Annotated in this window: 19 protein-coding genes; 5 read left to right on the forward strand and 14 right to left on the reverse strand. The window is 68.3% G+C overall.

The window, feature by feature from the left end; translation table 11 throughout:
* Positions 1 to 56: 56 nt before the first annotated feature.
* The 8 genes from EV192_RS13230 to EV192_RS13265 all read right to left on the reverse strand — a co-directional run bounded on the left by EV192_RS13230 (position 57) and on the right by EV192_RS13265 (position 8,773).
* A complete protein-coding gene (locus EV192_RS13230) occupies positions 57 to 1,964 on the reverse strand; it encodes a DUF8189 domain-containing protein (protein WP_132114803.1) in 1,908 nt (635 codons plus the stop codon).
* 2 nt (positions 1,965 to 1,966) lie between these two features.
* Positions 1,967 to 3,595 carry a PLL family lectin gene (locus tag EV192_RS13235; protein ID WP_132114805.1) on the reverse strand — a complete coding sequence of 543 codons (1,629 nt, stop codon included), beginning with the start codon at positions 3,593 to 3,595 and terminating at the stop codon, positions 1,967 to 1,969.
* Positions 3,596 to 3,618: 23 nt separating this feature from the next.
* Positions 3,619 to 5,124 (reverse strand): PLL family lectin, encoded by a 1,506-nt coding sequence (locus tag EV192_RS13240; RefSeq protein WP_207926007.1) that lies wholly within the window; start codon positions 5,122 to 5,124, stop codon positions 3,619 to 3,621.
* A gap of 47 nt (positions 5,125 to 5,171) precedes the next feature.
* Positions 5,172 to 6,131, reverse strand: coding sequence for an alpha/beta hydrolase (locus tag EV192_RS13245; RefSeq protein ID WP_279493211.1), 960 nt, complete (start codon positions 6,129 to 6,131; stop codon positions 5,172 to 5,174).
* Positions 6,132 to 6,200: 69 nt separating this feature from the next.
* A complete protein-coding gene (locus EV192_RS13250; protein ID WP_132114807.1) occupies positions 6,201 to 6,761 on the reverse strand; it encodes a carboxymuconolactone decarboxylase family protein in 561 nt (186 codons plus the stop codon).
* Positions 6,758 to 7,621: an SDR family oxidoreductase gene (locus EV192_RS13255; protein WP_132114809.1), complete on the reverse strand. Its 864-nt coding sequence runs from the start codon at positions 7,619 to 7,621 to the stop codon at positions 6,758 to 6,760. Before EV192_RS13255 ends, EV192_RS13250 begins: the two co-directional genes overlap by 4 nt.
* Before the next feature lie 106 nt (positions 7,622 to 7,727).
* A complete protein-coding gene (locus EV192_RS13260; protein ID WP_132114811.1) occupies positions 7,728 to 8,189 on the reverse strand; it encodes a VOC family protein in 462 nt (153 codons plus the stop codon).
* Positions 8,186 to 8,773 carry a DinB family protein gene (locus tag EV192_RS13265; protein ID WP_132114813.1) on the reverse strand — a complete coding sequence of 196 codons (588 nt, stop codon included), beginning with the start codon at positions 8,771 to 8,773 and terminating at the stop codon, positions 8,186 to 8,188. The genes EV192_RS13260 and EV192_RS13265 overlap by 4 nt, the downstream gene beginning before the upstream one ends.
* A gap of 62 nt (positions 8,774 to 8,835) precedes the next feature.
* On the opposite strand from EV192_RS13265, the gene EV192_RS13270 reads away from it, so the two are divergent.
* Positions 8,836 to 9,816 carry a helix-turn-helix transcriptional regulator gene (locus tag EV192_RS13270; RefSeq protein WP_132114815.1) on the forward strand — a complete coding sequence of 327 codons (981 nt, stop codon included), beginning with the start codon at positions 8,836 to 8,838 and terminating at the stop codon, positions 9,814 to 9,816.
* Here the strand turns inward: EV192_RS13270 and EV192_RS13275 are convergent.
* Together EV192_RS13275 and EV192_RS13280 are read right to left on the reverse strand one after the other, a co-directional pair.
* The gene (locus tag EV192_RS13275) at positions 9,805 to 10,476 is read right to left on the reverse strand and encodes a TetR/AcrR family transcriptional regulator (RefSeq protein WP_132114817.1); all 672 of its coding nucleotides are present in this window, start codon (positions 10,474 to 10,476) and stop codon (positions 9,805 to 9,807) included. The genes EV192_RS13270 and EV192_RS13275 overlap by 12 nt on opposite strands.
* Positions 10,477 to 10,485: 9 nt before the next feature.
* Positions 10,486 to 11,106, reverse strand: coding sequence for a TetR/AcrR family transcriptional regulator (locus tag EV192_RS13280; protein ID WP_132114819.1), 621 nt, complete (start codon positions 11,104 to 11,106; stop codon positions 10,486 to 10,488).
* Between the two features lie 91 nt (positions 11,107 to 11,197).
* Here EV192_RS13280 and EV192_RS13285 point away from each other — a divergent pair, with 91 nt between their 5' ends.
* Positions 11,198 to 11,872, forward strand: a complete 675-nt coding sequence (locus tag EV192_RS13285; RefSeq protein WP_132114821.1) for a hypothetical protein — start codon at positions 11,198 to 11,200, stop codon at positions 11,870 to 11,872.
* On the opposite strand, the gene EV192_RS13290 is transcribed toward EV192_RS13285, so the two are convergent.
* Entirely contained in the window at positions 11,829 to 14,165 is a 2,337-nt protein-coding gene (locus EV192_RS13290; protein ID WP_132114823.1) for a WD40/YVTN/BNR-like repeat-containing protein, read from the reverse strand. The two genes, EV192_RS13285 and EV192_RS13290, sit on opposite strands and share 44 nt — an antisense overlap.
* A 177-nt stretch (positions 14,166 to 14,342) precedes the next feature.
* Entirely contained in the window at positions 14,343 to 15,305 is a 963-nt protein-coding gene (locus EV192_RS13295; RefSeq protein ID WP_132114825.1) for a M28 family metallopeptidase, read from the reverse strand.
* 175 nt (positions 15,306 to 15,480) lie between these two features.
* Here EV192_RS13295 and EV192_RS13300 point away from each other — a divergent pair, with 175 nt between their 5' ends.
* Entirely contained in the window at positions 15,481 to 16,095 is a 615-nt protein-coding gene (locus EV192_RS13300; protein WP_243726801.1) for a DsbA family protein, read from the forward strand.
* 19 nt (positions 16,096 to 16,114) lie between these two features.
* Here the strand turns inward: EV192_RS13300 and EV192_RS13305 are convergent, their stop codons facing one another.
* On the reverse strand, positions 16,115 to 16,570 hold the full coding sequence (locus tag EV192_RS13305; RefSeq protein WP_132114827.1) for a DUF2871 domain-containing protein: 456 nt from the start codon (positions 16,568 to 16,570) through the stop codon (positions 16,115 to 16,117).
* Between the two features lie 233 nt (positions 16,571 to 16,803).
* Between EV192_RS13305 and EV192_RS13310 the strand changes: the two genes are divergently transcribed.
* Together EV192_RS13310 and EV192_RS13315 are read left to right on the forward strand one after the other, a co-directional pair.
* The gene (locus tag EV192_RS13310) at positions 16,804 to 17,775 is read left to right on the forward strand and encodes a GlxA family transcriptional regulator (RefSeq protein ID WP_132114829.1); all 972 of its coding nucleotides are present in this window, start codon (positions 16,804 to 16,806) and stop codon (positions 17,773 to 17,775) included.
* Positions 17,776 to 17,902: 127 nt separating this feature from the next.
* Entirely contained in the window at positions 17,903 to 18,943 is a 1,041-nt protein-coding gene (locus EV192_RS13315; RefSeq protein WP_165960364.1) for an LPXTG cell wall anchor domain-containing protein, read from the forward strand.
* A 45-nt stretch (positions 18,944 to 18,988) separates the two neighbouring features.
* Here the strand turns inward: EV192_RS13315 and EV192_RS13320 are convergent, their stop codons facing one another.
* Positions 18,989 to 20,137 carry a DNA glycosylase AlkZ-like family protein gene (locus EV192_RS13320; RefSeq protein WP_132114833.1) on the reverse strand — a complete coding sequence of 383 codons (1,149 nt, stop codon included), beginning with the start codon at positions 20,135 to 20,137 and terminating at the stop codon, positions 18,989 to 18,991.
* Positions 20,138 to 20,163 lie beyond the last annotated feature (26 nt).

Genomic DNA, 20,163 nt, shown 5'->3' on the forward strand with positions numbered 1-20,163 from the left:
GTCTTGGCAGGTCAACGGGCAAGACACAGGGAGGCTGTTGTGGAACGGTTGTGGTATCAGTCCACTGTCGGACCACCTACCGGGGTCCAGGTGGACCAGCCGCCGCTGGGTGCCACTTGGTAGCGGCCGGCCAGCGAACCGGTGCCCGCGACGATCTCGATCCGGCCGTCGGCGTTGGTGCCGAACCCCCAACCGGACGCCCCACTGCCGAAGTTCTCCCACGCCGACCAGCCGGAACCGTTCTCCCAGCGGTGTTGGGTGACGAAGTCGCCCGCGGCGAACACTTCCATCCGCCCGTCGGCGTTGCGTCCGATGTGCACCCGGGCGCTTGGCGGGCCGCCGAACGCGGTCCATCCGGTCCACTCGCCCGACGGGCCGGACTGGGTCCGGCGGGACGTTCCCGCTGATCCGCCGGCGACGAGTTCGAGTGCGCCGTCCGGCCGTCGGTTGAGTGCCAGGTGCTTGACGCCGGACACGCTGCCGAACTGGTCGAATCCGGCCCAGCCACCACTGGCCACTGCCTGTCTGCGTCGGTACACAGTCGAACCAGCGGCGGCCATCACCTCGATCCGGCCGTTCGCGTCGCGGCCGGTGGCGATCACCGAGTCGGCGGGCCCGCCGAACGCCTCCCATTCGGCCCACGTTCCGCCCGGCGCGGTCTGCCAACGGTGGAAGATGCCCACCGACCCACTGGCGAAGATCTCCAGCCGGCCGTCGGCGTTCTGGGCCACTGTCATGTCGTGCGCCGCGGTGCCGAAGTTCGCCCAGTCATCCCAGGTGTTCGGCGCCGACTGGGCGCGGCGGTCCACCCGGCCTTCGCCGGAGGCGAACAGTTCGAGCCGTCCATCGACGTCCCGCGCGGCCGACAGGGTCGCCGATTTCGGGCCACCGAACGGGAACCAGTCCGACCACTGCCCGTTGCGCGTGGTCTGGTACCGCCCCCACACCTGGTCCGGCCCACCGGCGAAGACCTCCTGCCGCCCGTCGAAGCCGGACACGATCACCACGCGATCGCTCGGATCCGAACTCGCCTCGACCGCGTACTGCTGGCTGCCGTTGCCGAAGTCGAGACCGGCCAGCCAGACACCGCGCTGGCCCCAGCCCGCGTGGCTGATCCACCACCGGCCGTCCGCGTTGATCACCTCGGCGGCATGACTGAACACGTGCCCGGCGAGTTGGTCGACCGAGAAATGGAACGGGTCGGGGCTGCGGAACACGTCGGTGCCCACATACCCGCCGCGCGGCCCCACGAACAGGTACCACGCCCCGTCGACGTTCACCACGAACGGCGACTCGGTGTCGCCGCCACCGGATCCGGTCGTCGGGTCGGCGAACGCGACCGACCGGTCGGACCAGTGGACCAGATCGACGCTGGTGCGCACGGCCACCACGTGGTTCCCGCCGCTCGGCTCGCTGGTCGCGGTGTAGTACATGACCCACTGGTCGCCCACGCGCACCACGTACGGGTCGCGGGCGACCGCGCCGTCGCGGAACAGTGGCCCACCTGGATTTCGTGTCCACGTATACAGATCTGTGGACGTGGCCAGGTTGATCGCGTGCCTGGCCGGGTCTGCGCCGCCGCCCGCGTAGAACATGTAGTACGTCGACCCGTTCCTGATCACGTGCGGCGCCCACAGGTGGGTTTCGCCGTAGGCGGGGTCGACGGACAGCGCGGGCGCGCGTTTCGTCCATGGCCCGTTCAGGCTCGGCGCGGTGGCGTGGGCGAAAGTGTCCTCGTCGTCGGGCGCCGCGGGTTCCGTGTGCGTGATGCCGAACAGGTGCCAGGTGCCTTGGGCGTCCTGAACGAACGTGTGGTCGTTGATGTACCACGGACTTTGTTCGCTTGGGTCGTAGATCTGGACGAACGGCGTGGCCCCCACCTGCCCTGCCCCGGTCGCAGCCGCCGCGGGCAGTGCCGCCCCCAGGAGGGCGGCAACTGTCCACAGTGTACCTATCCGGCGCATGGCTAGGCGATCCCCGGGCCGGTGCCGTTCAGCCAGTCCCATTCCGACCAGGTGGCGAACCCGGTCTGCCACTTGTGATGCACGCCGACGTTGCTCGTCCCGAACACCTCGATGCGACCGTCGGCGTTGTTGCCCGCGCCGATCTCCGAGCCGCCGCCACCGAACGTCTCCCAGTCCGCGTACGCCGCGTTCGGGCGCGTCTGCCAGGCGTGGCTCGCGGTGCTGCTGTTGATGGCGAACACTTCGACCCGGCCGTCGACCGACCGCGAGGTGACCAGCTCGGAGTTGGCGGGCCCACCGGTGCCCGTCCAGTCGGACCACGAGGTCGGGCTGGTCTGCCACCGGTGGAACACACCGTTCGGCCCGGACGCGAACACCTCGATCCGGCCGTCCTGGTTGAAGCCGGCGGTCACATCATGCCCGCCGCCGCCGAAGTTCTCCCACGACGACCAACCACCGTTCACCGCCGTCTGCCACAGATGCTGGAACGTACTGTCCGACAAAGCAAAGACCTCAAGCCGACCATCCGGGGCGTTCTCCACCGCGAGCCGCGCGTTGGCCGGGCCGCCGAACGTCCCTTCCCAATTGCCCCAACCACCATTCACTGCCGTCTGCCACCGATGAAAAACACCACTCGAATTCGACGCGAGAACCTCGATACGACCATCCGCGTTGTTGCCCACCGCGACCCGATAGCCACCACCGCCGAAGTTCTCCCATCCCGACCAATTTCCACTCGGTGCCGTCTGCCACATATGATCAAACGTGCTGTCCGACAACGCGAACAACTCCAACCGCCCATCCGCGTTCGACGCGATCCCCAACTGCGCGTTACGCGGACCACCCTCCAGCCGCCACGCGGACCACTGCCCGTTCACCGCCGTCTGCCACGAGTGATACACACCATCGGCGCCAGCCGCGAACGTCTCCAACCGGCCATCCGCCGACCGACCCGACACCACCCGACCAGAAGCGTAGGGATACCTCGGGCCGCCGCTCGTGCCAGACCACAACGCGTTGGCGATGACCACGGCGTCGTCGGCCTCGATCGCGTACAGGTACCGGAGATCCGCCCTCGGGTTCTCCACGCGCCAGCACACCTCGCCGATCGCCATGTCGTTCCACGAAGGGACGTTCTGTTGCATGGTGTCGAGGAACCAGTTGGTCGCGCGCCCCGGGTCGAGGCACCCCTGCGTGTCCGAGGCGCACCAGAGCGACCTGCGCATCTGGTACAGGCCGAGCGAGTCGTAGTCGACTTCCTCGGTGTAGTTGTTGAGGCTGCTCTCGACGATGGCCGCCGCGATCGTGATCGCCGCGGCCTTCTGGTTGAACCCGCGTGCCTTCACCGCCTGGACCATGGCCCGCGCGCACGACACGTGATAGGCGTTCATGTAGCCGGCCATCTTGTTGTGCAGCTGCGGGTTGAGTTCGTCGGCCATGGTGCCGTCGGCGGCCGACGGGCCGGCCGGGTCGCATGGCGCGGTCGAGATCGCCAACCCCTGCACGGAACCGGCGACCCTGGGGTCGTGGCCCGGATTCGCGGACGGCTCGGCGTTGGCGACAGCCGGGGTCAGAATTCCTGCCGTGACGGCGAGAGCTGTGAGCGCGCGAAACAAACCATGTCTTGTCATCGTGTCACTTTCCGGTGGGAGAGTCAGCTCATTGCGGGCCCGGCGGAAGTGCCGACCCAGCCCCATTCCGACCAGGTCGCGAACCCGGTCTGCCACTTGTGGAAAACACCCACGTCGCTGGTCGCGAACACTTCGATGCGACCGTCGGCATTGTGGCCGGCGACGATTTCCGTGCCGCCACCGCCGAACGTCTCCCAGTCCGAGTAGGGCGCGTTCGGACCGGTCTGCCAGATGTGGCTCGCGGCGCTGCCGTTGATGGCGAACGCCTCGACCCGGCCGTCGACTGTGCGATCCGACGTCACCTCGGCATTCACCGGACCGTTCGTCCCCACCCAGTCGGACCACGAGGTCAGGCTGGTCTGCCACCTGTGGAACACGCCGGCCGAACCGGAAGCGAACACTTCCAGGCGCCCATCGGTGTTGTGGTTGACAGTCAGGTCATGCCCGCCGCCGCCGAAGTTCTCCCACGACGACCAACCACCGTTCACCGCCGTCTGCCACAGATGCTGGAACGTACTGTCCGACAACGCGAAGACCTCAAGCCGACCATCCGGAGCATTCTCCACCGCAAGCCGCGCGTTGGCCGGGCCGCCGAACGTCCCCTCCCAACTACCCCACCCACCACTCAACGCCGTCTGCCACCGATGAAACACACCACTCGAATTCGACGCCAACACCTCAATACGACCATCAGCGTTATTGCCCACCGCAACCCGATAGCCACCACCACCGAAATTCTCCCACCCTGACCACATTCCACTCGGCGCGGTCTGCCACATGTGGTCAAACGTGCTGTCCGACAACGCGAACAACTCCAACCGCCCGTCCGCGTTCGACGCGATCCCCAACTGAGCGTTACGCGGACCACCCTCAAACCGCCACGCGGACCACTCCCCGTTCACCGCAGTCTGCCACGAGTGATACACACCATCCGCACCAGCCGCGAACGTCTCCAACCGACCATCCGCCGACCGACCCGACACCACCCGGCCGGACGCGTACGGGTGTGGCTTGGGAGCCGCGGTCTCCTCGATGATCTTGTTGTAGCGCAACGCCTTGAAGTCGCCGTTGGGGTGGCCGTCGAGATTGGCGTCGTTGATGTTCGCGCGCAGGTGCCGAACCGGCGTGGAACCGAAGGAGTAGTAGGAGAATCCACCGTGGTCGTCCGCCCACTCGTGGAAGAGGAGGACGTGGTCGTAGAACGAGTTGAGAACATCCCCGGGCCGCAGTTCGTCCCGCGAGATCTCGTGCGAGTACCCGGGGAGGCCCTGCGTCGACGGGTTGGCGTCCAGATGCCACGCCATCGACACGTACCCGGAACAGTCACGACGGTAGCTGAAGTCACCACCAGGCCCAGGCGAGTACCCACCCTGGTTGTAGGGCCCCGGCTGGTTGTCCACCCAGTACTGGGCCCGCCAGATCACCTCACTCCTGGTGATCTGGCCACCCCGCACGGAATCGGCGACCGCGGGCGCGGTCAACCCACCCGCGATCACCACAAGTCCAACGACCAACGATCGGAAACGCATCGGAACGAACCTCCCAGGTCTGCGCAGGGGGGAGGGCAGGGTGCGGGTTATGCCTTGCGAAGACGGGCGATCATGCCGTCCAGGTCTCGCTTGACCATGTAGTCACGGACGATGTGGCCGCCGGGTTCCTCGTGCCACTCGTGCGGGATGCCGGCGTTGGCCAACAGGCCGCGGAACTCGCGTTGGCCGGCCAGGACGTGGGTCTCGTTGATCTGGTCGAACCAGTTGACCGGGTCCGGGCTGGTGCCGGCGACCAGGAAGATCCGCTTGTTCCGGTAGCTGTCCAGGCGTTGGACCGGGTTGTCGGCGGTGACTCTCGCTTCGTCCCATGGCACGCCGTACACGGTGCCGCCGGCGAGGTCCGCGACGGCGGAGGTCACGTTGGCCCAGTGGACCACCGCGCCGCTGTCGCGGCGGAGGCTGGCCGGGCCGGAGTGGGCACTCACCGAGGCGAAGTGGCCGTAGTACTTGGCGGCGTACTTCAGGGCGCCGAAGCCGCCCATCGAGAAGCCGGAGACCGCGCGGCCGTCGTATTCGGCGTAGGTGCGGAAGTTCGCGTCGACCCACGGCAGCAACTGGTTGATGTGGAAGCTTTCCCAGTTGCGGGGGCCGACGTTGGAGGTGACCGGGTTGCTGTACCAGCCCGCGTGGCCGCCGTCCGGCATCACGACGATGATCGGTTTGCCCGCGGTCCAGTCCCGGATGCCGAGCCGGTCGAAGAAGATGAAGTCCTGGTCGGTTCCGCCGCCGTGGAACAGGTACAGCACGGGATACCTGCGTCCGCCGGTGTGGTAGCCGTCGGGCAGCAGTACGTTGACACCCGGGTTCCAGCCGATCTCGGCGGTGGCGAACCGGTAGTACCACATGCGGGGGTCGTTCTCGTTCCGGTCGACGATACGCAGCCCGAAGCCGTCGCCGGCCGCGCTCGCCGACTGCGCCGTCGCGACCAGGCCGACGGCCATCAAAGCGGTGGCCTTCAACGCGGTCCTGCGGGTGTGCCCGTTCAACGTGACCTCCTAACCGAGTGATGACACAGTGCGTCAGATATTGCTGTAGGGACCGCTGAAAACAGCAGGTCACCGACCGGCCATAAACTGCCGGTCCCGCTTCGGTGGGTCGGGTTGCACTCTGAGTGCCGTGATGGTGGTGGCGAGCATTTCGTAGTGACCGACCAGGAAGCACAGCTCGATACAGGCCTCCTCGTCCAGGTGGGTACGCAGGAGCGCCCAGGTGGGGTCGTCGATGTCGTGGTCGGCGAGCAGTTGGTCGACCGCGGCGAGGATCGCGCGTTGCCTGGGTGTCCAGCCGTCGGCGGAGTCCGTCTCGATCCGGGCGATGTCGTCGTCGGTGAGGCCGGCTCGTTTGCCCAGCCGGATGTGGTGGCGTTGTTCGTAGCCGCATCGACGCGCGTGGGCGACCCGCAGGATCACCAACTCGGTGTCCTGGCGCGGAAGTTTCCCGCCGGGCATCAGCTTCCGGGCGAACTGGAGCCAGCCGCGGAACAACGGGCGGTTGCGGCCGAGGGTCAGAAACAGTGTCAGCGGGCCGCTTCGGGCCTGCCGGCCGCCGACGACCGCGATCACCCAGGCCACCGGACCGACCTGACGGAACGTGCCCGGCGCGATCCGCGCCTTCACGACGCGGCCACCCGGGCGGCGACCACGTCCGCCGCCCGGTTCGCCATCCGCATGATCAGTGCGTACAGCGGCGGGACATAGCGCTGGACCGCGTGGATCAGGCGGATGTCGTTGGACGTGTAGACCAGATACCGCCTGGCGAGCATGCCGGAGACGATCGCCTTGGCCGCGTGGTCCGCGGAGACGGCATGCCGACGGAACCGGGCCCGCAGCGCGTGCAGGGCTTCGCTGTCCTGGTCGACTCCGGCGACCGTCACGCTGTCGGCCAGCGGTGTGTCGACCCCGCCCGGACACACCAAAGTGACCGCGATCCGGTGCCGCGCCAGGTCGAACCGGAGCACTTCGGAAACCCCACGCAGCCCGAACTTGCTCGCGCTGTACGCCGCGTGCCACGGAAGCCCGATCAGTCCGGCCGCCGACGACACGTTGACCAGGTGCCCACCCCGGCCCGCGTCGACCATCCTGGGCACGAACGACTCGATCACGTGGATCGGCCCCATCAGGTTGACGTCGACGACCCGTTGCCACTGGTCGTGGCTCAGCGCGGAAACCGTGCCCCAGGTGGCGATGCCGGCGGCGTTGATGACGGCGTCCAGCGCGTCGGTGCTCTGATGCACGTGGTCGGCGAACGTGACGACGGCTGCGTAGTCCGAAACGTCCACGGCTTCCGCGAGGACGACGCAGCCGCCCTTGGCGCGGATCTCCGACGCCTCCGCGTCGAGCGCGTCCTGGCGGATGTCGGTGAGGTACAGCCGAGCGCCGCCGGCCGCGAGCCGGCGTGCGGTCGCCCGGCCGATCCCGCTGGCCGCGCCCGTGACGAGCACCCGCATGCCTGCCAGGCCATTCTGAACGGCGTTCATATTGAGATGATGAGCGTCCGGTCACCTGCCGTCAAGGCCGATGACCGTTCGACCGAGCAAGAGGATCCGATCCGGGTCGAATCCCCTTGCCGCTGCATGAAACGGGTCAGTCCAGGCAGAACTCGTTGCCCTCGGGGTCGGTCATCACGATCAGGCCGGCGTCCATCGGGGGCGCGGGCTCACCGCGACGGACCCGCTTGGCGCCCAGTGCGACGAGCCGGTCGCACTCGGCCTCCAGCGCCGCCATCCGCTCGTCTCCCTTCAGTCCGGGAGCCGCGCGGATGTCGAGGTGGACGCGGTTCTTGGCGACCTTGTCCTCCGGTACCTGCTGGAAGAACACCCGTGGGCCGTGGCCGTCCGGGTCCTCAATGGCGGACCTCGTGTTCCACTGATCCGCCGGCACGCCGATCCGCGCGAGGAACTCGTCCCACGCGGCCAGCGGGTCGGCGCCCTCGGGCAGGTCGACTCCGGGCGGGCTGGGGTGGACGTAACCCAGTACCTCGCGCCAGAAGGACGACAGCGCCTTCGGGTCATGGGCGTCGAAGGTGACCTGGATCTCGCGGCTCATCGGGTTGCTCCGTTCGTAGCGGCCTTCGTGTGCAGGTAGAGGTCGCGCAGCAGGCAGACCTCGGACAGATGATGGATCAGCTCGCGGTGGATGTGCAGCACCAAGCCGGCCATGGGCAGTTCGGGGTACGGCTCCTTCTCGCCGATCGGGATCCGCAGCCCCGCTTGGCCGAGGCCGCGTACCCCGGCCAGCCAGATGTCGAGCTGGGTGTCGAACTGATCGAGCGCGGCGGCCGCGCTGTCGGCGTACTCCCAGGTCTCATACGACGCGGCCGGTGCACCGAAATGCGCGGCGTTGCGGGCGGCGAGCACGCCGACGATGACGTGACCAAGCCGCCAGGCGATCGTGGTGAAGGCCGCGGGGACCGGCGCGGGGATGGCGTACTCGATCGTGAAGTCTCCACCACCTGCCTGCACGGGCGCTGTCGAGCTGCCGCGGGGCCGCACGCTCCAGGCGTCCGGCACCGGCGACCAGAAGTACTCCTCGTCGGTGAGGCCGTCCAGCCGGGCTCGGAGCTGCAGGCTCCAGTGATCCTCCCACTGCTCGCGCAGCGTCCGGTTCCAGTCGAGGTCGTCCAAGTCCATGGCGCCACCCTGACACCCCAAGCGGACAGGATCGGTCCGCTATCTCTGGCAAGGTGGACGACATGGAGGTGGCTGGCAGTGCCGAGCGAGGTACGACGGAGCGGGTGCTCGCCCTGCTCGGACTCCTGGAGCAGCGCCAGGTGTGGACCGGCCCCGAGCTCGCCGACCGGCTCAGGGTCACGCCGCGCACGATCCGGCGTGACGTCGAGCGGCTGCGCACGCTCGGCTACCCGGTCCATGCCAGCCAAGGGACCGGCGGCGGCTACCAGCTCGGCGCGGGGCAGGACCTGCCGCCCCTGCTGCTGGACGACGAGGAGGCGATCGCCACCGCGGTCTCGCTGCTCGCCGGCGCGGGTGGCGCGGTCGCCGGTGCCGGCGACGCCGCCCTGCGAGCGTTGACCAAGCTCGACCGGGTGCTGCCCACCCGGCTGCGGCCCGAAGTGCGCGCGCTGTCCGGATCGGTGGCGTCCTTCAGCGGAGGCCGCACGCCGGTCAACCCGGAGGCACTCATGACGCTGGCCAGAGCCTGCCGCGATGAGGTCGAGGCCGGCTTCGACTACCCGTCCAGCAGCCAGTTGCGACAGCGGCGAGTCGAGCCCTACCGTCTCGTCGCCTCCGACCGGCGCTGGTACCTGCTCGCCTACGACCTCGATCGCGACGACTGGCGCAACTTCCGCGTCGACCGGATGACCGCTGTGTCCGCACGAACCTGGCGCTTCCGCCCACGCGCGGCGCCGGACGCGGCGACGTACGTGCAGGAGAGTGTGGCCAGCCGGGTCTACCCGCACCAGGCGCGCTTCCTCGTGCACGCGTCGGCCGACACGGTCCGCGCGCAGATTTCGGCGTCGGCGGTCGTCGTACGCGAGCGAGGACGCGAACTCTGCGAGATACTCAGCGGCGCCGCCAACCTCGATGCCGTGCTCGTGCGCGTCCTCCTGCTGGGGCACGACTTCGAAGTACTCGACCCGCCCGAACTCGGGGACCGCTGCCGCGAACTGGCGCAGCGACTGCTGTCAGCCAGCCCAGGTAGGTCAGTGCCCTGATCCGTCCTGGGGCGGAACTGCCAACGGCTCCAGCAGAACCGCGCGGAATCCGGCGACGAGCACCTCCGCGGCCTGCTCGATCAGCTTCCGTTGGCTGCCCTGGTAGAGAAACGCCCGCGCCCCGTGGAAGTGTTCGGCGAGGCCGATCACGGTGATCCAGACGAGCTGGACCGCGGCCAGCCGCTTCTCCTCGGACATGACAGCGAACGCGGGCTCCAGCCGGGCCATGGCCGCGGCCGCCGTGCCATGCACTCGCAGTGCGGACTTCATCAACTCGGCGACGACCTCGTCGGAGATCCCGGCCGCCAGCCCGTCGACCGCCCAGAGGTCCAGTTCCCGCCCGAAGACCCGGTGCACCTCGAAGTACGTTTCGGCGATCGCGACGAGCGCGTCCTCAATGGACGTCACCGCGGCGCACGCGATCTCGAACTCCTCGGCGAGCTGACCGAGCCGCTGCGCGTACAAGGTCGCGTAGAGCTCCTCTTTCGACGCGAAGTACGTGTACAGCGTGCCGAGGCTGACCTGGGCGCCCTCGGCGACCGCGCGCATGCTCAACGCCTGGTAGCCGTTGGCCTCCAGCAACGCCAAGGCGGACTCGCGGATATCGCGTTCCCGCGCGATCCGGTCGCCCCACTTGGTCCTGCGCTCGCGAGCTTCCATGGCGTGAGGCTAAATGGTTGTGCGGATGCCCGCGCACAGCAGCCGCACGCTCTTGGCGAACTTGTCGTCCTGATCGCCGCCCGGGGCTTCGGCGAAGGTCAGCGGGAACCGGCCGGCGAGGTCGGTCAGATCGTCGGGCCGCACGTCATACGGGACCGGCTCGGTCTGTTCCTGCAGCACGAACCCGGTGACGTGGCTGAGCAGCGTGTCCGCGGCCACGACGCGATCCTCGACGGGCACACCGGCCTCGTCCAACGTGCTCAGCATCCGCTCCATCAAGCCCAGCGCGCCGGCGCTGAGCGTCTGCGGGCTGCCGGCGAGCAGGACCGCGCCGCCGGGGTGGCTCGCGATGGTGCTGCGCAGTGCGTCCGCCTGGGCATGAATCTTGTCCTGCCAGGTCGCCTCCACAGGCAGCGCGGCCAATGCCTCAGCGCCCGCGTCGTACGCCTGTTGGGCGACCCGGTCGGCCATCAGGCGCAACAGGGCGTTCTTGTCGCGCACGTGGTAGTAGAGGCTGCCAGCGTGCACGTCGAGGCGGTCGGCCACCTGGCGCATGGACAACCCGTGGTAGCCGACCTCCCCGAAGACGGCCATGCTCGCGTCGACGATCCGGTCCCGAGTGAGCTTCACCACGCCATCCTATCGCATTTTTGAACATCGTTTGAATCCAGGCTACAGTCGCCCCCAACGGATTCAAACACTGTTTAAAACGAGGTTCGGAATGGCTGCGATCGTGTACAACCTGACCACGGCCCTGCTGATGGTCGTGATGGTCAACAGTGGCCTCGCGCTCGTCGGCCGGGACACCATCACCCGGCGCCCGATCCCGTGGGTCGCGATCGCGCTGACCGGCCTCGTCGTGATCGGGGTGGTGCTCCAGCTGACCTGGTCCGGGGCGATGGCCGCGCTGGACAACGACCCCGCGAAGACCGGCTGGTGGCGAGTGGTCACCTCGGTGTTCATGCAGAACGGCGGGATCGTCGGCAGCGCGTGGAACATCGCCACCATCGCGATCGTCGCCGCCCTCGCCGAGTGGTTCTGGGGCGGCAGCATCACCCTCGCCCTGTTCCTGGCCGGAATCCTGCTGCCCCACCACATCGACTCCCTGTTGGGGATCGCGAGCGTCTCGTCCGAGCCGCGGAACTTCGCGGGCAGCTCAGGCGTGACGTACTTCCTCGCCGCGACGCTCGCCGTGCCGCTGCTGGTGCGCACGCGGGTCACGAAGGAGCGACTGATCGCGGCCGGGGTCGTGGTACTGGGTCTGGTGATGTGGTTCGCGCAGGACAACGCGCATGGGCTGATGGCGGTCTATGGTTTCGTGCTCGGCGCCGTCGTGTGGGCGGTGCGGCAAGCTAGTCGTCGATCCGCACAGACCACACGCTCCGACCAAAAGTAGCGGCGTACAGCGTGCGTCCGTCGCCCGTGATCTTGATGTCCAGAACGGACGTGTTCGGCAGCCCCCGGCCGACCCGCCGCCAGGAGCTCCGGCCGTCGCGGTTGACGAACACGCCGAGGTCAGTGGCTGCGTAGAGCCGTCGCCTTGGCTGGTCGTAGGTGAGCATCTCGACCGGACCGTTCGGCAACCGGCCGCTGATGTTGTCCCACGACCGCCCGCCGTTCTCCGTCTCCCAGATGTTCGCGGCGAGATCGCCCTCGCGGTAGCCGGAGAACGCCACGAACACGTGCCGCGCGTCGGTGGGGTCGACCACGATCGCATTGACCCACCGCGTCGGCAATCCCTTGCCGGTGAACTCCGTCCAGTGCGCGCCCAGGTCGTTGGTCCTCCACAGCCGGCCGGTGTCCGTGCCGAGGTAGATCGTGTTCGGGTCGGTCTTCGCCGGCGCGATCCACGTGATGGTCGCGTACTCGTTGGCGTAGAACGGTCCCTTGTCGTCCTCCTTCGGCGGCACCGGACCGGTCAGGAAGTCGCCGGGCGGACTGATCTGGGTGAAGTTGTTGCCGAAGTCGGTGGAGCGGTCCAGCACGTTCCCGCCGAAGTACACGACGGCCGGGTTGGTGGGATCCAGCACGATCGGCGCGTCCGTGGTGGTCCGGGTGGAGTGCCGGGCGCCGAGGTTGATCGTCATGGACGTGCCGTCCATGTCCTGGTGTCGCCGGCACGAACCGACCTGGGAGCACTCGTAGTACGTGTTGTGGTTGGTGGGATCGATCAGCACCTCGTGGCCGTCTCCGCCGCCATAGGCGTTCCACTGGGTGAGGTCGCCCGGCGGCGTGGTGGCCGTCCAGGTCCGGACGCTGCCGTTGTCCTGCAGGCCGGTGGCCAGCCGGGTGGGATCGTCCCGCGCCACCGCGAGGTGGTACGACTGGTTGAACGGCTCATAAGTGGCGTGCACCCAACTGGTCGACGTGCCGTTCGTGTCCGAATGGTAGACACCGCCGTCGTTGCCGAGGTAGATCCGGCCGGGCTGGTTCGGGTCCCACTGCATCGCGTGCTGGTCGGCGTGCACACCGGCCGACACGTGCCAGGTCACGCCACCGTCGGTGGATTCGCGGAGGTTCACGTCCGCGTCGTACAAGTGGTTCTCGTCCTTCGGGTCGACCCACAACCGGCCGAACCACCAGGCGTAGCCGCTGCTGCCGCCGGCGTGCCCACTCGGCGTGAACGTGGTCCCGCCGTCGTTGGACACATAGAAACCCTTGTCCGGGCCGTACTGCGTGGCGGACACGACGTAGACGCGGTTCGGGTCGTTCGGCGCGACGACGACGCCTATTCGGCCGAGGCTGGCGTCGCTGCGCAATCCGGTGCCGGCCTGGTCGGTCGGCGCCGTGCCGATCACGTTCTCCAGCCGTGTCCACGTCTCGCCCGCGTTGTCCGAACGGAACAGTCCGGAGCCGACACCGCCGTAGACGCGGGCGCCGTTGTTGCGCTGATGGTCCCACAGCACGGCGTAGATCCGGTTGTGGTTGGTGGGGTCCATCGCCAGGTCGACGCCACCGGTCGTGTTGTTCGGCGTCGGCAGCACAAGCCGCCAGTCGCGGCCGTTGTCGGCCAGCCGGTAGATGCCGCGCTGCCGGGCCGTTCCGGACAGGTTGCCGGTCGCGGCCACGTACACCCGCCTGGAGTCGACCGGGTCGGTCAGGATCGCGCCGATGGATCCGCTGCGGGTCAGGCCCCAGTTGTCCCAGGAACGGCCGCCGTCGGTCGACCGGTACACACCGTTTCCGAAGTACGTCAGCCCGCCGCCGGACGGGTTGGCCTCACCCGTGCCCGCCCACAACGTGCCGTCCCGGCCCATCGCCAGGGAACCGAGCGTCTGTGTCTGTCCGGACGGCCACGCGGGTTGGAACGTGGCGGCGGCGTCCGTGCTGCGCCACACGCCACCACCGGACGCCGCGACGTAGATCGTGTTGGGGCGCCTGGGATCGACTACGAGCCCGGTCACCCGCCCGCCGATGTTGGACGGCCCGACCAGGCGCCAGGTGTTGCCGTTCTCGCCGAACGTCGCGGCCTGCGCGACGGCCTGCTCGACCTGGTCGTCGGTGACGTCCTGGAACGACGTGAACCGGTCGTTGAGGAAGTCGACCGGCGCCTGCGGACCGCCGTCGTCCTCGTCCTCCTCGACCTGACCGCTGTCGGCGTCGTGATCCGCTTCCTCCGGCCCGATCACCTGCGCCGTCGCCGACGTCAACATGCCGCCGGCGAACACCACAACAGCGACAATTCCCACCACACGGACAAAACGAGACCGTAACCGACGCGGACCGACCATAGCGCACCTCGCCAGGGAACCCCTTGACCAGCACGCTAGCCCGCGACAATCCCGCTGTCACCAGACGATCGACGGAAATCGGCAGCTGCCGCGGACGCCGGCTGCCGAGGCAACCGACGTCCACAGTGGACAATACTAGTGTGCCGCCACCGGTACGCCGGACAGCGACCAGATCGCGTCGGCCACGGCGTCGACCATCCGGTCCAGCGCGGTCACGTTGACGTTGGTCGACGTGTCACACGAGCGGTGGTAGCAGCGGTCGAACGCCACACCGCTTGTGCCGCCCCACTTCTGCGCCTGGGCCGCGGTCTTGATCACCTCGGCACCGGTGAACAGGCCACCGGTGGGGATGCCGGCCCGCGCGAACGCGGCGTGGTCCGAACGCCCGCCGACCGAGATCAGCTCGGTGGGCACGCCGAGGGCGGTGAAGTGCGCTTCCAGGGCGTGCTGCAGGGTGGTGGACCCGGTCGGCTGACCCGCGCTGTCATAGACGAAGTAGCCCGGGTTGGGCGAGCCGAGCATGTCGAAGTTCAGGTATCCCTTGATCTTCGCCCGCTCGGTGCGCGCCAGGTTGTTGACGTAGAACGTGGAGCCGACCAGCCCCAGTTCCTCAGCGCCCCACCAGCCGAACCGCAGGTGCCGCTGCGGGTGGACGTTCATCCGGGACACGGTGAGCGCGATCTCCAGCAGCGCGGCGGATCCGGAGCCGTTGTCGTTGATGCCGGGCCCGGCGTTGACGCTGTCCAGGTGGCTGCCGGACATCAGGATGTTGTTGCCGTCGCCGCCCGGCCAGTCCGCGATCAGGTCCCAGCCGGTCGCGCCGTTGGAGGTGAACTGCACCAGCCTCGTGGTGTAGCCGGCGGCGTTGAGCTGGCCCTGGACGAAGTCGATGGACGCACGGAAGCCCGGCCGGCCGTGTGCCCGGTTGCCGCCGTTCTGGTTGGCGATGGTCTGCAGGCGGGCCTGGTGTGCCTGGACGTTGGCGACCGAGATGTCCGGCGCGGCCAGCACCGGCGCCGCGCTCGCCGGGGTGACCGTGATCAGGCCGGCCAGCAGGGAGCCAACGGCCAGGGTGGTGAAGGTGCGGGTTCTTCCCATGGTTGCTGCCTCCAGCAGGGAATAGGGACAACCACCCCGACCATCCCGAACAGGGCACCCGACGCGTAGGGCCGTTGGTGGCCTGTTCTTCCCAATTGCCGCTGGCCATTGGTCTGGTTGACTGACCTGGAATTGGCCCTTCGCCCCGACCAATTCGACACCTAGGGTCACTGCCGTGACAACCGTTGACATGTGGTTCGACCCGGTGTGCCCGTGGGCGTGGATCGGTTCCCGCTGGCTGCTGGAGGTGGAACGGGTACGTGCGGTACACACCCGCTTCCACGTGTTCAGCCTCGCCATCCACAACGACGGCCGGGACGTCGACGACTGGTACCGGACCTGGCTGGACCAGCGCTGGGGCCCGGCCAGGGTGATGCTGGCCGCCGAACGCGCACACGGCAACGACGTGCTGCGCGACCTCTACACCGCGATCGGCACCCGCATCCACCACGCCAAGGCGCCCATCGACCGGGAGCTGTCGGTGGCCGCGCTCGCTGAGGTTGGCCTGCCCACCGAGCTGGCGGACGCGGCGGACAGCACTGAACTGGACGCGGACCTGCTCGCCGGCAACCGCGCCGCCCTGGACCCGATCGCCGAGGACCTCGGCGTCCCGGCGATCCACCTGCCCGGCCAGGACGGCACCGTCAACGCGTTCTTCGGCCCGGTCGTCAGCCCGGTGCCGCGTGGTGAGGCCGCCGGGAAGCTGTGGGACGGCATCCTGCTCCTGTCGGAGACCGACGGGTTCTTCGAATTCAAACGAGGCCGAACCCGCCGCCCGATCACCACCTGATCAACCGATGCCGGCCTGGTCACTCGGTCGTCTTCGCCGCCGCGGTCTCGCCGGCGCGGCGGCTGGCCGGGAGCACCTTGCCGAGGTTGATGAAGAAGAAGATCAGGCCCAGGGTCAGCGCGATGTGGCCAAGACCGGAGATGCCGCTGAGCGCGGAGTCCGCTCCGGAGCTGAGCTTGGTGCCCACGACCGTCAGGGAGCCACGGAGCGTCATCATCACGACGGTCAGCGCGAGGCCCGCGTTGTAGACCCAGAAGAACCAGGAGAACAGCTTGCCGGCGGTGAGCGTGAACACCTTCTCCAGGACCAGGACGATCAGGAAGAACAGCATGCCGAGCGCGAGCAGGTGGGTGTGCACGACCCCCAGCTGGCTGTCGCCGGTGAAGTCGTTCAGTTTGGTCAGCTCACGGTAGTAAAGGCCGCCGACCAGGCCGAGAATCATGTAGATGTGCGCTGCGTAGTAGATCTTTTTCACTGTGTTTCCGTGGTGTGGTGGGAGTGGTCCGGGTTCTAGCACCGCTAGGAACGATGTCGACGCTACCAGAGCGTTGACAAATATTCTAGCAGTGCTAGATCACACTCTCGCCCTCATCATGCCTGGTCAGTGCCTCGGCTGTGAGCATTATGACCATCCACGAAGCGGGCTCGCCCCCAGGGTGATGGCGGGCGCCGTGCTGGAATGAGCCCTGTCGACACGGGAGGGTGAGCGTGAGCGCACTGCGGATCGGTGTCCTGGCCTATCCAGGCTGTTTCGCGTCCGAGGTGTTCGGCATCCCCGACCTGGTGACGATGGCCACCCACATCGCTGGCCCGGATCGCGCCGGATACCAGGTGACGGTCGTCTCACCTCGTCGGCGGGTCACCGCGTCGGGCGGTGTGCCGTTGGCCGTGACAGCGCTGCGCGAGCTTGACGTCCTGGTCGTGCCCGGCTTCGAACTCGTGCCTGGCCTCGATGTGGACGCGACCCTCGCCCGCCTCGCCCCCGAAGTCGCCGCGATCCGCGCCCACGCGGCCACCGGCAACGCCGTCGTCTCGATCTGCGTCGGCGCGTTCCTCCTCGCCCAGGCCGGACTTCTGCACCAACGCCGCGCCACGACCGCCTGGCTGTTCGCGGACGAACTGGCCCGACGCTGCCCCGACACCGAAGTCCACCCCGAACAACTGGTCGTCACGGACAAAGGTGTGACAACCACCGCGGCCTTCAGCGCCATGTACGACTTCGCCCTCGACCTGATCCGCAGGCACAGCGGCCCCCGCGTGGCACGCACGACCGCACGGATCGCGCTCGTCGACGACGCACGATCGTCCCAGACCCCGTACGTCGACGCGCAACTACTTCCACCGCCGGGCAACGAATTCTCCCACAGGGTGATGCGCCAACTCGACCAGAACCTCGCCGCCCGATACAACCTCGCGGCCCTGGCCGACACCTTCAACGTCAGCACCCGCACACTGCTACGACGGTTCGCGGACGAAACCAACCAGAGCCCCCTCGACTACCTGCAGTCCGCACGCATCCGCCGGGCACGCCACCTCCTGGAGACGACAGACCGAACCGTCGCCAGCATCACCACCGCGGTCGGCTACCGAGACGCCAGCGCCTTCGCCGCCCTCTTCGCCAAACACACCGGCCAACGTCCACGGGACTACCGCACGGCCTTCCGGCGCACCACCACCTGACGGCAGACCCGGGATGGTTTCCCGGACTAAGTAGGAGCTGGCCCCCTGTTGCGGGCGGTGACCCGGCGGAAAAGTGTCGGCGACTCCGTTTTCGGACATCTGGTCGACAGTCGACAGGGGAGATTCCTTGCGCAGCTTCATTCGCGCGGCCGCTCGGCCCGCGCGTAACGTTCTACTGGCCGGTCTGGTCGGGTTCGCCGTTGTCGGTGCGTCCGGCGTCGCGGTCGCCGCCAAGCCCGGCGATCACGCACCGCTCAAGCACGGACACAAACCCGCCAAGGCCGCCAAGCGCGCGGCCGCGGACACCAACCCGGATGTGCCCACTGTGGACCGCGACTTCGGGTGTCTGATCCCGGAGGCGCCCGGCTCCGGTCCCGGCATCGGCGACGCCAGGGTGACGGTCACCGACAGGCACGATCCGCAGCCACCGGCCTCTCCTGCCGCCCAGCAGGCGGCGGACGCGAACACGTTCACCTACAAGGTGACTCTGCTGAAGAACGCGGGCGGCGAGGACTACAAGGAGTTCAAGACCTCGAATGTGACGGTCGCGGCCGGGCAGGCCGGCGATCCGGTGGAGTTCAAGGACATCCCCGGCGGCACGTACAAGGCGCAGGTCCAGTTGGTCAAGGACGGCAAGCCCGTCGACGGGATCGTGACGGAGAAGTCCGAACTGGACCGCTGCGGTGAGATCCAGGGCCCGGTCACCGGGCCGTTGCAGGTGTTCCAGCGGTGCGACGCGAGCAAGGGCGGCCTGCTCACCATCAGGGCGTTCGCGCGGACGGCGGAGAAGCAGGACTACACCATCACGGTCACTGGCGAGGCTGACCGGACCGAGACCCAGCTCAGCACCGGGCAGGGCGAGCAGAACTACGGGATCCCCTACGACGAGGTCCCGTTCGCGGACGGCACCTACACCGTGCGGGTCTTCGTCAAGGGGGACACCAAGATCGACCAATCCCAAACCGTCACAGTGGCGTGCAAGGCTTCGCACCAGCCGACCGACACCCCGACCACACCCGCGGTCTCGCCGGCCGCGAACGTGTCGGACACGCACGGGCTCGCCAACACGGGCGCGTCGGTGCTCTGGCCGACCGTGATCGGCGTCGCCGTGCTGGCGCTGGGCGGCGTGCTGTTCGTGTTCGGCCGGCGTCGCGGGGCGGCCAAGTAGACCGGTGAACGACTGATGGCCCGGCCGGCGACCCCGGCCGGGCCGTCACGACCTCCACGAGCTGAGTGTCGCCAGCCGTCCTTGTCGGGACTTGGGGCTGTCGAGCCCACCGCTGCGGACGTCACCGAGGTGGTCACGGACGAACGTCTCGGTCTCGGTCACGGCCGCGCGCAGGGCGTCCAGGTCCTCGGGCGGTTCGAACGCCCACCACACAACCTTTTCAGTGTCCGGATCGTACTGCCAGAGCCCGACGATCCGTCCTCTGTCGACGATCGGGTGGTCCGCGAGGTACGTCGCACCGGTCACTGGTTCACCGCCGGGCAGGACCACTTCGCCGTCGATCAACGCCTGGTGGTCGCGGCGCAGCAGCACCACCGCGTCGAAGTTGGCCAGCAGTCGGTACGTGGGCGTCGTGGGCGACTGGAAATCGCGGTACTCGTCCACCAGGTCCGCCGGCAGCAGCCCGTCACCGACGTCCACCAGTTCGAGCCCGGCGACCGCGGCTTTGGCCGCCGCCGCGGACAGTCCGCTGAACCACCGGAAGTGCGCCACGCTGGCCGGGCCGGTCCACTGGAAGTACAGCCTGGCCAGCTCGGCCCTGGCCGCTTCGTCGGTCAGGCCGGTGTCCGGCGCGTCCCACCGAACGTAGCCGTACTGCTGCTGGTCGAGTCGACCGTTGCGCGGCACTCGACGCAGTTGACCCTTGCCCTGCAAGAATCCCAGCACAGCCGGCAGTGTGGTGGTCGCGCCACGGCGGCGGCCCTCGTCGCCCAGGTTGCGGACTTTGTCGCCCAGAACGGTCTTCAGCTGCGCGGGATCGATCGGCTCGTCGCCGACCACCTCAAGCACCGCGGTGCACAGCGAATCCACCTCGGCACGGGTGACGCCCAGCTTGCCCAGCGTCTGGATCTCGGCCTCGTTTCGGCCGACCTGGAGGGCCAGTGCGAAATGCGCGCGTGGCACGACGTAGGTGCATCCGCGGGCCGCCGGCAGTTCGTACAGCTCCAGGTCGGCCATGGCCGCGTCGACCTCGCTGCGGGTGCTGCCGGCACGTGCCCAGAGACTGAGGTACGGGTTGGCGCCACCGACCGAACGCGCCCACCCCGCGCCGGCGAGGACGTCCGCCGGCCCGCACTTCGCCATCGTGCCGTCAAGCCCCTGCCGGTGGGCCCACCACGCGCGGATGTCACTCATGGCGGCAGTATGGTCCAACTTGGATA

The sequence above is a fragment of the Actinocrispum wychmicini genome (assembly GCF_004345645.1).
In the GTDB taxonomy this organism is placed as follows: domain Bacteria; phylum Actinomycetota; class Actinomycetes; order Mycobacteriales; family Pseudonocardiaceae; genus Kibdelosporangium; species Kibdelosporangium wychmicini.

What these genes read in the sequence shown, in the direction of transcription:
- EV192_RS13255 (WP_132114809.1), bottom strand. Translation starts at nt 7,621, where the DNA reads ATGAACGCCGTTCAGAATGGCCTGGCAGGCATGCGGGTGCTCGTCACG.
- EV192_RS13230 (WP_132114803.1), bottom strand. Translation starts at nt 1,964, where the DNA reads ATGCGCCGGATAGGTACACTGTGGACAGTTGCCGCCCTCCTGGGGGCG.
- EV192_RS13240 (WP_207926007.1), bottom strand. Translation starts at nt 5,124, where the DNA reads ATGCGTTTCCGATCGTTGGTCGTTGGACTTGTGGTGATCGCGGGTGGG.
- EV192_RS13275 (WP_132114817.1), bottom strand. Translation starts at nt 10,476, where the DNA reads ATGGAAGCTCGCGAGCGCAGGACCAAGTGGGGCGACCGGATCGCGCGG.
- EV192_RS13260 (WP_132114811.1), bottom strand. Translation starts at nt 8,189, where the DNA reads ATGAGCCGCGAGATCCAGGTCACCTTCGACGCCCATGACCCGAAGGCG.
- EV192_RS13235 (WP_132114805.1), bottom strand. Translation starts at nt 3,595, where the DNA reads ATGACAAGACATGGTTTGTTTCGCGCGCTCACAGCTCTCGCCGTCACG.
- EV192_RS13285 (WP_132114821.1), top strand. Translation starts at nt 11,198, where the DNA reads ATGGCTGCGATCGTGTACAACCTGACCACGGCCCTGCTGATGGTCGTG.
- EV192_RS13295 (WP_132114825.1), bottom strand. Translation starts at nt 15,305, where the DNA reads ATGGGAAGAACCCGCACCTTCACCACCCTGGCCGTTGGCTCCCTGCTG.
- EV192_RS13270 (WP_132114815.1), top strand. Translation starts at nt 8,836, where the DNA reads ATGGAGGTGGCTGGCAGTGCCGAGCGAGGTACGACGGAGCGGGTGCTC.
- EV192_RS13320 (WP_132114833.1), bottom strand. Translation starts at nt 20,137, where the DNA reads ATGAGTGACATCCGCGCGTGGTGGGCCCACCGGCAGGGGCTTGACGGC.
- EV192_RS13265 (WP_132114813.1), bottom strand. Translation starts at nt 8,773, where the DNA reads ATGGACTTGGACGACCTCGACTGGAACCGGACGCTGCGCGAGCAGTGG.